Annotated in this window: 11 protein-coding genes; 5 read left to right on the top strand and 6 right to left on the bottom strand. The window is 72.8% G+C overall.

From position 1 onward, the window contains the following. Nucleotides 1–35: 35 nt before the first annotated feature. The 3 genes from ACTWP8_RS15815 to hppD all read right to left on the bottom strand — a co-directional run bounded on the left by ACTWP8_RS15815 (nucleotide 36) and on the right by hppD (nucleotide 4,338). Entirely contained in the window at nucleotides 36–1,394 is a 1,359-nt protein-coding gene (locus ACTWP8_RS15815; protein ID WP_443322805.1) for a wax ester/triacylglycerol synthase domain-containing protein, read from the bottom strand. 430 nt (nucleotides 1,395–1,824) lie between these two features. Beyond that, on the bottom strand, nucleotides 1,825–3,075 hold the full coding sequence (locus tag ACTWP8_RS15810) for a glycosyltransferase (RefSeq protein ID WP_443322804.1): 1,251 nt from the start codon (nucleotides 3,073–3,075) through the stop codon (nucleotides 1,825–1,827). Between the two features lie 120 nt (nucleotides 3,076–3,195). Beyond that, a complete protein-coding gene (hppD, locus tag ACTWP8_RS15805) occupies nucleotides 3,196–4,338 on the bottom strand; it encodes a 4-hydroxyphenylpyruvate dioxygenase (protein ID WP_443322803.1) in 1,143 nt (380 codons plus the stop codon). A 123-nt stretch (nucleotides 4,339–4,461) separates the two neighbouring features. Between hppD and ACTWP8_RS15800 the strand changes: the two genes are divergently transcribed. From ACTWP8_RS15800 to ACTWP8_RS15780, 5 genes are read left to right on the top strand one after another with little or no spacing between them, the layout of a single operon-like run. After that, nucleotides 4,462–4,989: an Lrp/AsnC family transcriptional regulator gene (locus ACTWP8_RS15800; protein WP_443322802.1), complete on the top strand. Its 528-nt coding sequence runs from the start codon at nucleotides 4,462–4,464 to the stop codon at nucleotides 4,987–4,989. After that, nucleotides 4,986–5,633 (top strand): ABC transporter permease, encoded by a 648-nt coding sequence (locus tag ACTWP8_RS15795; RefSeq protein ID WP_443322800.1) that lies wholly within the window; start codon nucleotides 4,986–4,988, stop codon nucleotides 5,631–5,633. The genes ACTWP8_RS15800 and ACTWP8_RS15795 overlap by 4 nt, the downstream gene beginning before the upstream one ends. Further along, entirely contained in the window at nucleotides 5,626–6,903 is a 1,278-nt protein-coding gene (locus ACTWP8_RS15790) for a betaine/proline/choline family ABC transporter ATP-binding protein (RefSeq protein ID WP_443322799.1), read from the top strand. Before ACTWP8_RS15795 ends, ACTWP8_RS15790 begins: the two co-directional genes overlap by 8 nt. Beyond that, nucleotides 6,900–7,751 carry an ABC transporter permease gene (locus ACTWP8_RS15785; RefSeq protein WP_443322798.1) on the top strand — a complete coding sequence of 284 codons (852 nt, stop codon included), beginning with the start codon at nucleotides 6,900–6,902 and terminating at the stop codon, nucleotides 7,749–7,751. Before ACTWP8_RS15790 ends, ACTWP8_RS15785 begins: the two co-directional genes overlap by 4 nt. After that, entirely contained in the window at nucleotides 7,751–8,740 is a 990-nt protein-coding gene (locus ACTWP8_RS15780) for a glycine betaine ABC transporter substrate-binding protein (protein ID WP_443322797.1), read from the top strand. The genes ACTWP8_RS15785 and ACTWP8_RS15780 overlap by 1 nt, the downstream gene beginning before the upstream one ends. Nucleotides 8,741–8,804: 64 nt before the next feature. On the opposite strand, the gene ACTWP8_RS15775 is transcribed toward ACTWP8_RS15780, so the two are convergent. The 3 genes from ACTWP8_RS15775 to ACTWP8_RS15765 all read right to left on the bottom strand — a co-directional run bounded on the left by ACTWP8_RS15775 (nucleotide 8,805) and on the right by ACTWP8_RS15765 (nucleotide 12,498). Continuing rightward, on the bottom strand, nucleotides 8,805–9,629 hold the full coding sequence (locus ACTWP8_RS15775; protein WP_443322796.1) for a YlbL family protein: 825 nt from the start codon (nucleotides 9,627–9,629) through the stop codon (nucleotides 8,805–8,807). A gap of 23 nt (nucleotides 9,630–9,652) precedes the next feature. After that, a complete protein-coding gene (locus ACTWP8_RS15770) occupies nucleotides 9,653–10,294 on the bottom strand; it encodes an IclR family transcriptional regulator (RefSeq protein ID WP_443322795.1) in 642 nt (213 codons plus the stop codon). A gap of 410 nt (nucleotides 10,295–10,704) precedes the next feature. Further along, nucleotides 10,705–12,498 (bottom strand): DEAD/DEAH box helicase, encoded by a 1,794-nt coding sequence (locus ACTWP8_RS15765; protein WP_443322794.1) that lies wholly within the window; start codon nucleotides 12,496–12,498, stop codon nucleotides 10,705–10,707. Between the last annotated feature and the right edge of the window lie 16 nt (nucleotides 12,499–12,514).

Here is a 12,514-nt window from a genome sequence, read left to right as displayed (position 1 = left end):
GGGCCGGGAACCGGCGTCGGGAGCCGCGGTGAAGTTCATCCGTACGGGCTGTCCAGGGCCGCCGAGCGCAGGGCGAGCACCTCGTGCCGGATCCGGTCGGCGACCGGGCGGCCGAGGGGCGCGTGCGCCTCGTCGGTGAGGACGGCCACGGCGGTGGTGGTGCCGTGAGTGGTCAGCGACAGGGCGAGCGGATGCCCCGGGCTGAGGGCGGGCACCAGCGCCATCCTGGTCGCTGTCGCGGGGCCCAGGGCCAGGGCGCCGGGGCCGCCCGCGCCGCCGGTACGGACGTTGGTGCACAGCAGCGAGGAGTAGCGCGGCGAGTCGGCGTAGCGGGCGAGCGCGTCGCGCAGCGCGCTGCGCCGGAGCGGGGTCCTGCTCACCAGCAGGGCCTGGGCGTCCGCGAGGCGGCGGTGCGCGGCCCGGCGGGCGGAGCGCTCCACGGCGGTGAGCCGGTCGGGGCCGGATGCGGCGGCCGCTGTGGGGAGGGGGATGCGGATGGTCGCGTAGTGGTTGCCGAGGTACGCCTCGTCACGGGGAGAGCGGAGGTCGACCGGAACCATGGCACAGACGCCGGGCAGGCCCGGGCGGGCGCCGAGCGCGCCGGTGGCGCGCAGCGCGGCGGCCGCGGCGGCGAGGAAGACGGAGTTGGCGGAGGCCGGCTCGTCGCCGGGCAGGGCTCCGCGCGCCTGCCGCAGCGCGTGCACCGGCAGTTCGCTCCAGGCCAGGGCACGGCCCTCGTCCACGCGCGCGTGGAAGGGCAGCCGCCGTCCGGCGGGCAACAGCCCGGCGGTGGCCCTGAGTTGGGCGGACCTGGGGGCTGAGGGGAGGTCGAGGGGTTCGGGGAGATGCGCGGCGGCGGGGGGCAGGGGGTAGGACCCCGGACCGTCGAGGAGGGTACGGAGGAGGGTGATCAGGGACCTGCCGTCGAGGAGGGCGTGGTGGGCGCGCAGCAGCAGCGCGAAGCCGGAACCCTCTTCGGCGGGGAGCAGATGGAGCCGCCAGGGCGGCAGGCCGCTCGCGGAGCCGAGCGGCTCCGCGAGCAGCGCCGCCGCGCACGCCTCCACGCCCGCGTGCACCGGCCCCCGCGCCTGCGGCGCGGCAGCTTCCGAGGCGGCGGTGAAGGGCGCTTGGACGTGAAGGCCCGGCTCCGCGTGCGGGCCGGCGACGACGTGGTGGTCTGGGTCCGGGTCCTGGGGGGCGGGAGTCCAGTGCGGCCAGGGTCCGTCGACCGGGAGGGCCCGCAGCCGCGGCAGGCTGCACCAGCGCTCGCGTACCCGCTTCCGCAGCTCCGGGAGGAGGGGCGGGGGCCCGTCGAACCAGGCGAGCAGGCCGAAGGTCATGCAGATGGCGCCCTCGGCCTGATGCCGGTACAGCCAGGCGTCGACCCGCCCCATGGGGCGGGCCCCACCCGATCCGGAATCGAGCCCCTCGCCCCGGCCGCCAGGCCCCGAAGACCCGCCGCTACCGTCTCCGGACCAACCCTCCGCGCCAAAAATCCCGTGAGCCGGGCCGAAACGGTCCTCGCTCCGGTCGACGGACTGCCCAGCGGGCCCAGGCCGCCCCTGGCCGGAGTTCGGACCACGCGCGCCCGACGCGCCGACCGCGACCGCAGCGGACCCGACCGCGTCCCGGTCGGCCGCACCGGAGGCCGGATCGAGCCCGGTCGCGTCTGTCGGCGCCGTTGCCACACGAGCGCCCCGGTCTGCCGCGACGCGCTCGGCCGGGCCAGTGGCCGGGGCGGGGTGGGGTCCAGGCGTTGGCGGCGCCGGGTCGGTGGACGGGGCTGGGTGAGGCGCCGCCGTTGGCGGCGCGGCCTCGGCGTTGTCAGCCGAGCCAGGACGCGATCGCACGGGTCACCTGGCCGGAGCCGTCCTCGTGGGCGATGTGGGTGGCCAGTTCCTTGGCTCGGCGGCGGTAGGCCGAACCCGGGGTGCCCGTTACCCGGCGCAGGGCGGCGGCCAGGCGTTCCGCGGAGAGCATCGCGTGCGGGAGGGCGCCGGGGCTCACGCCCAGGCGGACCAGGCGCGAGGCCCACCACGGCTGGTCGGTCAGCACCGGGACCGGGACCGCCGGCACCCCCGCCCGCAGCCCCGCACCCGTCGTGCCCGCCCCCGCGTGGTGCACGACCGCCGCCGTCCGCGGGAAGAGCCAGCTGTGCGGCAGGCTGTCGACCGTGAGCACCTCGTCGCCGGCCACCGAAAGACCGGCCCAGCCCGCCTGGACCACGCCGCGCAGCCCGGCCCTGCGCAGCGCCCGTACGGTGATGTCGCCGAGCTCCTCTGCGGGCCTCGGCATCATGCTGCCGAAGCCGACGAACACCGGGGCGGGACCGGCCTCGAGGAAGTCGGTGACCTCGGTGGGGGGCGTCCAGCTCGCGCACTGGTGGGGCCACCAGTAGCCGGTGACGTAAAGACCCGGCCGCCAGTCCTGCGGGCGCGGTACGACGGCGGGGCTGAAGCCGTGCCATACGGGCCACTGGGAGCCGCCGCGGCGCCTGCGCAGCTGCGCCGTACCGCGGCGGTGGAGCCCGAGCCGGGCGTGCAGCCGCCGGTTCGCCGCGGCGTACAGGGCATCGAATCCGGCGTTGACGGCCCGGCCCAGGACCCGGTTGCCGCGGCTCTCGGGCCGCCAGCGCATCACGCAGGGCGGGAACGCGGTGGTGGGCTCCTCCGGCTGGAGGAAGACGCCCGCGCTCGGGATCCGGTGGTACTCGGCGACCACCGAGCCGATGGGCGCGGCGAGCGTGGACAGCAGGATCAGATCCGCCTTGTCGTCCACGGCCTCGATGATCCCGTCGACGAGACCGGTCGCGGCGCGCTGCGAGGCCCGGCCCATCTCGTACAGGCTCCGCGGGGAACTGCGCGCCTGCGTCACGCGCGCGTGCGCGGACAGGAGGTGCTCGAACGGGTCGGCGGGCAGGGGGCGCATGGCGAGGCCGCAGCAGGCCACGGACTCGGCGTACCGGGCGTGGGTGACGAGCTCGACGTGGTGGCCCTCGGCCAGCAGGCGGTGACCGAGACCGGTGTAGGGGGCCACGGAGCCGTACGTGCCCGCGGTGATGATCTGGATCCGCATACCGGACCAACGACCCCAAGCCACCCCGGACACGCTCGGGCCCCACGGGTGTCAGGTCCCGTGGGGCCCGCGGCCGGAGCGGGGGCGGCGCGCCTCGCGAGGGTCGGGGGGCCCAGCGGCTCAGAGGTTGCCGCGCTTGGCCTGCTCGCGCTCGATGGCCTCGAAGAGCGCCTTGAAGTTGCCCTTGCCGAAGCCCATCGAACCGTGCCGCTCGATCATCTCGAAGAAGACGGTGGGGCGGTCCTGGACCGGCTTGGTGAAGATCTGCAGCAGATAGCCGTCCTCGTCGCGGTCGGCGAGGATCTTCAGCTCGCGCAGCTCGTCCAGCGGCACGCGGGTGTCGCCGACCCACTCGCCGAGGGTGTCGTAGTACGAGTCGGGGACGTCCAGGAACTGAACTCCGGACGCGCGCATGGCCCGTACGGTCGCCACGATGTCGTTCGTCGCGAGCGCGATGTGCTGGACGCCCGGGCCGCCGTAGAACTCCAGGTACTCGTCGATCTGCGACTTCTTCCTGGCAACGGCGGGCTCGTTGATCGGAAACTTCACCTTGCGGGTGCCGTCCGCGACGACCTTCGACATCAGCGCCGAGTACTCGGTGGCGATGTCGTCGCCGACGAACTCCTTCATGTTGGCGAAGTGCATCACGTTCTTGTAGAACGCCACCCACTCGTCCATCTTGCCGAGTTCGACGTTGCCGACGCAGTGGTCGATGGCCTGGAAGCGGCGGGGGCCCGGCTCGATGAGCGGGGCCGCGGCGACGAAGCCGGGGAGGTACGGGCCGTCGTAACCGGTGCGCTCGACGAGGGTGTGCCGGGTCTGGCCGTACGTGGCGATGGCGGCGAGGACGACCGTGCCGTGCTCGTCCTTGGCGTCGTGCGGCTCCTCGAGGCCGGTGGCGCCGTGGGCGACCGCGTACTCGTACGCGGCCCGCGCGTCCGGGACCTCGATGGCGAGGTCGATGACGCCGTCGCCGTGCGCGGCCACGTGCCCGGCGAGGAACCGGCCGCGCTCGGTCACCGGCTTGATGACCGAGATGAAGACGAAGCGGGCGGCGCCGGACTCCAGGACGTAACTGGCCGTCTCCCGGACGCCGTTCTCCGGCCCCGAGTAGGCGACGAGCTTCATGCCGAAGGCCGTGGAGTAGTAGTGCGCGGCCTGCTTGGCATTGCCGACGGCGAAGACGACCGCGTCCATTCCCTTCACCGGGAAGGGGTCGGCCTGCCGTGCGGTGTGCGGGGTGTGATGGATGGTCTCAGTCATGACCTCAGACTCCCTCTGCTCCACAAGGTGCGCAATAGTTGGCAGAATCGCTGCACACTCTGCACAGCAATAACCGGCGGATGCGGGGCGTTCTGTACAGGATGACTACCGGGAGGCGGGCTCATGGGCATCGACGAGCTGGACGGGCGGCTGCTGGAGCTGCTGGCGCACGAACCGCGGATCGGCGTACTGGAGGCCTCGCGGCGCCTCGGCGTCGCGCGCGGGACCGTACAGGCGCGCCTCGACCGCCTCCGGGCCAATGGGGTGATCCGCGGCTTCGGGCCCGACGTGGACCCGGCGGCGCTCGGCTATCCGGTGACCGCGTTCGCGACGCTGGAGATCAGGCAGGGTCAAGGCGCGGACGTACGGGCGCACTTGGACGGCGTCCCGGAAGTGCTGGAGCTGCACACCACGACGGGCCATGGTGACATGCTGTGCCGGTTGGTGGCACGCTCGAATGCCGACTTGCAGCGCGTCATCGACAGGGTGGTGGGATTCAATGGCATCGTGCGGGCCTCGACGGCGATCGTGATGGAGAATCCGGTGCCGCTCCGGATCATTCCACTGGTGCGCCAGGCGTCGCGGCAGGAGCCGCAAGGACCGCCGACCGCCGGGGGGGGGACCGCCCTTGAGGGAGGGGCCGTGAAGTGAACTTCTGGGAGTACCTGGGCACCCGCTACCAGCAGCTGCTGGTGGACTCCTATCAGCACGCCAGCGCCGTCTTCCAGTGCATGGTCGCCGCCACGGTGCTCGGCGTCCTGATCGGCGTCCTCACCTACCGCACCGAGTGGGCGGGAAACCTCGCGATCACCACGACCGCGACCATCCTCACCGTCCCCTCCCTGGCCCTCCTCGGCCTGCTCGTCCCGGTCGTCGGCCTCGGCGTCGCACCGACCGTCATCGCGCTGACGCTGTACGGGCTGCTGCCCGTGGTCCGCAACGCGGTCGTCGGGTTACGCGGGGTCGACCCGGCCCTCGTCGAGGCCGCCAAGGGCATGGGGATGTCGCGGTTCGCCCGGCTGCTCAGGGTCGAACTGCCGCTCGCCTGGCCGCCGATCCTCACCGGCGTCCGGGTGGCGACCCAGATGCTGATGGGCATCGCGGCGATCGCGGCCTTCGCCTCGGGGCCCGGGCTCGGCAACCAGATCTTCCGCGGGATCTCCAGCCTGGGCAGTGCGAACGCGGTCAACGAAGTACTGTCGGGGACGCTCGGAATCGTCGTCCTGGCCCTGCTGTTCGACGCCGGGTACGTGGCGATCGGACGGCTCACCATCTCACGGGGGATCCGTGGCTGAACCTGCCGAAACCGCCGAACCCACCGCCCAGGCTTCCGCGACCGCAGAGCCCGCCGGGCTCGCCCAGCGGGCCGCCGCCGGCGCGAGTATCCGACTGGACAACCTCACCAAGCGCTATCCGGACAGCCCCGCTCCGGCCGTGGAGGACGTGACCCTGGACATCGCGGCGGGCGAGACCGTGGTCCTCGTGGGTCCCTCGGGCTGCGGCAAGAGCACCACCCTCAAGATGATCAACCGGCTGATCGAGCCGACCTCCGGGCGGATCACGATCGGCGGCGAGGACGTCACCGGCATCGACCCCGTGGCGCTCCGGCGCACCATCGGCTACGCCATCCAGGCCACCGGCCTCTTCCCGCACATGACCGTCGCCGAGAACATCTCGCTCGTACCGAAGATGGCCGGCTGGCCCCGGGCGAAGGTGCGGGACCGGGTCGAGGAGATGCTCCATCTGGTCGGCCTGGATCCCGGGGAGTTCCGCGGCCGCTATCCGCGCCGGCTCTCCGGCGGCCAGCAGCAGCGGGTCGGGGTGGCGCGGGCGTTGGCCGCCGACCCGCCCGTGCTGCTGATGGACGAGCCGTTCGGGGCCGTCGACCCCATCACCCGGGAACGCCTTCAGGACCAGCTGATCCGGCTGCAGCGCGAGCTGCGCAAGACGATCGTCTTCGTCACCCACGACTTCGACGAGGCCATCAAGGTCGGCGACCGGATCGCGGTGCTGCGCGAGCGCTCGCACATCGCCCAGTTCGACACCCCGGAGGCGATCCTGACCAGCCCGGCCGACGACTTCGTCGCCGGATTCGTGGGCGCGGGCGCCGGGGTGAAGCGACTGAACCTCAAGCGCGTACGGGAGGTGGAGCTCGCCGACGTCCCGACCGCCACCGTCGACGACCCGCTGGAGACCGTCCTGGAGCTGCTGCACGCGGACTCCGCCTCCGCCGATCATCTGCTGCTGCTGGACCGGGACCGGCGCCCGCACACCTGGCTGCGGCGCGAGGACCTGACGCGCGCCCGGAGCACGCAGCCCGTCGCGGAGCCCCTGCCGTTACCGGCGGGCGTCCCGGTACGGGGCCGGATCGGGGTGGACGTGACGCTGCGGGACGCGCTGGAGGCGCTGCTGGCCGACGGCGCGGGCCGCGTCGCGGTCACCGGGCAGGGCGGCGAGTACGTCGGCGTCGTGGACATGGCGACGCTGCTGAACGCAATGAACGGGGCGCCGGAGGAGCGGCGAGCCGAGGAGGCTCAGCGGACCGGCCGGGGTGAGCCCTCGTGAGCCGGAGCGAGGTCAGTGGCGGGGCAGGTGGCGTCGCAGCTCCCGAGGCCGGTCACCGGGCTCCGGGCCCGGACGAGCCCGAGACAGGGCCCGTCGCACCCCACCGGCTCCCACCCCGTATCACCTGGCAGAAGCTGGTGACCGTGCCGGCCTTCGTCGCAGCCGCCCTCGGCGCGACCGCTTGGTATCTCAGCACCACCGAGCTGGACTCGATCGCCAGGAATGCGCTCTCCGGCGGCATCGTGCGCACCGCGCTCCGCCAGCAGACCGAACTCGTCGCGATCTCCACCTTCTTCGTGCTGGTCATCGCGATCCCGCTGGGCGTGGCGCTGACCCGCAGGAGCCTGCGCCGGGCCGCCCCACCGTTCGTCGCGGCGGCCAACATCGGCCAGGCGACCCCGGCCCTGGGCCTGCTGGCGCTGCTGGTGATCTGGCTCGGCATCGGCCGGCGGGCGGCGCTGATCGGCATCGTGGCGTTCGCGGTGCTGCCGGTGCTGAGCAACACCGTCGCCGGGCTGAGGGCCATCGACCCGGCGCTCGTGGAGGCGGCGCGCGGCATCGGGATGTCGCCGCGCCTGGTGCTGTTCCGGGTCGAACTGCCGCTGGCCGTACCGCTGATCCTGGCGGGCGTACGGACCGCGCTGGTGCTGAACGTCGGCACCGCGACGCTGGCCACCTTCGGCGGTGGTGGCGGCCTGGGCGACCTGATCTCCTCCGGCATCACCAACCAGCGGATGCCGGTGCTGGTGCTCGGCTCCGTGCTGACGGTCGCCATGGCGCTGATCGTCGACTGGCTGGGGATGCTCGTCGAGATGCTGCTGCGCCCGCGCGGCCTGGAGGTGGACTGATGCGCCTGTCCCGGGTACGGGCCGCCGCCGCGTGTGCGTCCGCGCTGCTGCTCGCCGCCGCGGGCCTGAGCGGCTGCGGGCTGACCAGCGGCAGCCCGCTGGCCGATTCGGTGCGGCCGGGCTCGATCGGGAAGGGGCGGCCGCTGGCGGGCGCCCGGCTGACCGTCACCTCCAAGGAGTTCACCGAGCAGATCATCCTGGGCCAGATCATGGGGCTGGTCTTCAAGGCGGCCGGCGCGGAAGTCCTGGACCGGACGAACATCCAGGGCTCGATCGGTGCCCGCGAGGCGGTCAAGTCCGGTGCGGCGGACGGGATGTACGAGTACACGGGCACGGCCTGGATCACGTACCTCGGGCACACCCGGCCGATCGTCGACCCGTACGAGCAGTGGAAGGCCGTACGCGACGAGGACCGCCGCCACGGCATCACCTGGCTGCCCGCGGCCCCGCTCGACAACACCTACGCGCTGGTCGCGAACCAGGCACACGCGCAGAAGTACCGTCTGCGCACCCTCTCCGACGTGGCGCGGCTGGTGAAGGAGGACCCGGGCGCGGCCACGATCTGCGGGGGGAGCGAATTCGCGGTGCGCGAGGACGGCCTGCCGGGCGTGGCGAAGACGTACGGCTTCGTCCTCCCGCGCGGGAACTACAAGAAGATGGACGACGGGGTCGTCTACACCCAGGTCGCCAAGGGCGCCGCCTGCACCCTCGGGGTGGCCGCCACCACCGACGGGCGCATTCCGGAGCTGAAGTTGAAAGTGCTGGAGGACGACCGGCACTTCTTCCCGAATTACAACGCGGCACCGGAGATGAACAGCGCCGCGATGGAGAAGTACCCCGCCATCGCCGGGCTCCTCGCCCCGATCAGCAAGCGGCTGACGGGGGCGGAGGCCCAGCGGCTGAACGCGCGGGTGGACGTGGGAGGGGAGGACCCGCACGAGGTGGCGAAGGACTGGCTGGTGCGGGAGGGCTTCATCCGGGAGGGCTGAGCGTTCCCTGCGGAAGGGGTGAGCGCTCCATCCGGAGGGGCTGAGCGCTTCGTGCGGGAGGGCATCAGCAGCTGGGGACCCTGCCACCCGTCTCGAGGGCCTTGAGAGCGTTCACCGCGCCCTCGAGGGTGGTGACCGGGACGAGCCGGAGGCCCTTCGGGAGTTCGGCCTGGGCGTCGTCGCACTCCGCCCGCGGGACGAGGAAGACGGTCGCGCCGTCCCGCTTGGCGGCCTGCGTCTTCAGCGGTACGCCGCCCACCGCGCCGACTTCTCCGTCCGCGGTGATGGTGCCGGTGCCCGCGATCGTACGGCCGCCCGTCAGGTCGCCGCCGGAGCCGTCGCCGTCCAGCTTGTCGACGATGCCCAGCGAGAACAGCAGCCCGGCGCTCGGCCCTCCGACGTCGGCGAGGCGCAGGGTGACCCGTACGTCGTCCGGCGACCTGTGCAGGTAGCGGAGGGCGGAGGCAGTGGCCGCGTCCTGGGACTTCCGGAACTGACGGGCGTTGTAGCGCTGGATCTCCTTGGTGGTGTCGCCCACCGGGTAGACGGACTCGCGCGGCAGCACGGCCCGGTCGGCTCTGAACCAGCCGTCGACGACATCGCCGAACCCCACGTGCGCGTCGGGGTTGGTCGCCGCGATCGTCGTCATCCGCAGCTGCCCCGTCGTCCTGCGGCTCTCCGCGTCGGAAATGCTGATCACCGGCTTGCCCCGGCTGGAGCCGAGCACGTCGGCGGTCATCCCGGGCTGGGCGATCGAGAAGGGCAGCGGGGCGAAGAGGGCGACGGCAAGCAGCGCGACGACGGGCACGGCACAGAGACCGAGGATCCGGGCGCGGGTTCCCCTGCGGGGGGCGGGAGGAGAGGGAGGGGGCGAGGCGGCGGCAGGCATGGTGGTGAATCTAACCGACCTTGTCAGCGCAGCGCGTCGGAGACCTCTCGCGCCGCCTCGACGACCCGGGGGCCGACCCGCTCCGGGACCGATTCGGCCAGCATGACCACACCGACGCTGCCCTCGACACCCGTCACGCCGAGCAGCGGCGCCGCGGCGCCGCAGGCGCCCGCCTCCAGCTCGCCGTGGGTGAGCGAGTAGCCCGGGTCCGTGCCCGGGGTGCGGCGCGCGGCGAGTATGGCCCGGCCCGCCGCGCCGCGGTCCAGGGCGTGCCGGAATCCGGTCCGGTAGGCCACGTGGTAGTCGGTCCAGGTCGGCTCGACCACGGCCACGGCCAGTGCCTCGCTGCCGTCGACGAGCGTGAGGTGGGCGGTGGCCCCGATGTCCTCGGCGAGCGCGCGCAGCGCGGGCAGGGCGGCCTCCCGTACGAGCGGGTGCACCTGGCGGCCCAGCTGCAGCACGCCGAGCCCGACGCGGGCGCGGCCGCCGATGTCCCGGCGTACGAGTGCGTGCTGCTCGAGGGTCGCGAGCAGGCGGTACACGACCGTGCGGTTGACGCCGAGCTTGTTCGAGAGCTCGGTCACGGTCAGTCCGTGGTCGGTGTCGGCGAGCAGCTTGAGGACCTTCAGGCCCCTGTCGAGCGTTTGAGACGTCTCCGCGGTCACGACGCCCCCTCCTCGTCTGAGTGACGGGCGGCTTCTCGCGGCGGGTGCGTTGCCGGTCCCAGCGGCAGCGCGCGGAGAGGCCGCCGGTCGCATGGCACCGGCTGCGCTCCGCGGCAGCGCTGCCACGGGGCGTGTGTGGGGTACCGAGAAGGTAGCGAGCCGGTCCGCTCAGCGGAAGGGGCCGTCCAGAATCCGGGCAACCCGGTGTTCGTTTTGCCTGATATGCCCGGCCGCGGTGAGAACCTTTCCCGCCGCGACGGCGAGAAGTCGATGGCGCGGACCGGCGGTGCCGTACGGCAAGCAGGCTGCGGCCAGTTCGGCACCGCCGGGCTCCGACGTCTCGCCCCTCGCCACTGCGGCGGAAGGTTTTCGTCGGACCGGTCGCCGTCGCGGCGGGAAGATCCGGCGGATCAGCGCATGCGCGTGGCCCATTCCTGGACCTTGGCGATGCGCTGGCGGATCTGGCCCGCCGTCGCTTCCGCGCTCGGCGGGCCGCCGCAGACGCGGCGCAGCTCCGTATGAATCACCCCGTGCGGCTTGCCGCTCTGGTGGACGTACGCGCCCACCAGGGAATTCAGCTGCTTCCGCAGCTCCAGCAGCTCCTTGTGCGTGACGACCGGGCGCCCCTCCGCCGGGATCTCCAGCAGGTCGGCCTCCGCGTCCGGCTTCTTCCGGCTGTGCGCGATCTGCCGGGCCTGCCGCTTCTGCAGCAGCAGCTGCACCTGGTCCGGTTCGAGGAGACCGGGAATGCCCAGATAGTCCTGTTCCTCCTCGCTGCCCGGGTGCGCCTGCATCCCGAACTCCGCGCCGTCGTACAGCACCCGGTCGAAGACCGCGTCCGACTCCAGCGCCTCGAACGGCAGCATGTCCTGCTCGCCGGTGTCCTCGTCCTGCTGCTTCTCCGCCTCCTGGAGGAGCTTCTCCTCCGCCGCGTACGGGTCCTCCTCCTCGCCCTCCTTCTTCGGCTTGTCGAGGACGTGGTCGCGCTCGACCTCCATCTCGTTCGCGAAGCCGAGCAGCATCGGGATCGTCGGCAGGAAGACGGACGCGGTCTCGCCGCGCCGCCGCGACCGTACGAAACGGCCGACCGCCTGCGCGAAGAACAGCGGCGTCGAGATCGTCGTCGCGTAGACCCCGACCGAGAGCCGCGGCACGTCCACGCCCTCCGACACCATCCGGACCGCGACCATCCACCGGTCGTCGGAGTGGGAGAAGTCGTCGATCCGCTGCGAGGCGCCGCTGTCGTCGGACAGCACGACCGTCGGCCCGGTCCCCGTGATCTCGCGGATCAGCTTCGCGTACGCGCGCGCCGCGTCCTGGTCGGAGGCGATCACGAGCCCGCCCGCGTCCGGGATCGACTTGCGGACCTCGCTGAGCCGCTGGTCCGCGGCGCGCAGCACGTTCGGCATCCAGTCGCCGCGCGGGTCCAGGGCCGTACGCCACGCCTGCGACACCGCGTCCTTGGTCATCGGCTCGCCGAGCCGGGCCTCCAGCTCGTCGCCCGCCTTCGTCCGCCAGCGCATGTTGCCGCTGTAGGAGAGGAAGATGACCGGCCGGACGACGCCGTCGGCGAGCGCGTTCCCGTACCCGTACGTGTAGTCGGCCGAGGACCGCCGGATGCCGTCGTTCCCCTCCTCGTACTCCACGAACGGGATGGGGTTGGTGTCCGACCTGAACGGTGTGCCGGTGAGGGCGAGTCGGCGGGTCGCCGGCTCGAAGGCCTCGAGGCACGCCTCGCCCCAGGACTTGGAGTCCCCGGCGTGGTGGATCTCGTCGAGGATGACGAGGGTCTTGCGCTGCTCGACGCGGTTGCGGTGCAGCATCGGCCGCACGCCGACGCCCGCATACGTCAGCGCGACGCCGTGGTACTCGCGGCCCAGCGGCCCCGCGCTGTACTCCGGGTCCAGTTTGATCCCTATCCGCGCCGCCGCCTCCGCCCACTGCTTCTTCAGGTGCTCGGTCGGCGCGACGACGGTCACCTGCTGCACGACGTGGTGGTGCAGCAGCCAGGAGGCGAGCGTCAGCGCGAAGGTCGTCTTGCCCGCGCCGGGCGTCGCCACCGCGAGGAAGTCCCGCGGCTGCTTCTGGATGTAGAGATCCATCGCGCCCTGCTGCCAGGCACGCAGCTTGCCCGCCGTACCCCAGGGGGCGCGGCCGGGGAAGGCGGGTGAGAGGTGATGCGAGGAGGAGGTGGTGGTAGTCACGGTCTCCGGTGGGTCT

Source organism: Streptomyces sp. 7N604, from assembly GCF_052245475.1.
Taxonomy (GTDB): Bacteria; Actinomycetota; Actinomycetes; order Streptomycetales; family Streptomycetaceae; genus Streptomyces.
Note: the sequence above shows the minus strand (reverse complement) of the source record. Positions and strands in the feature narration are given on the sequence as shown.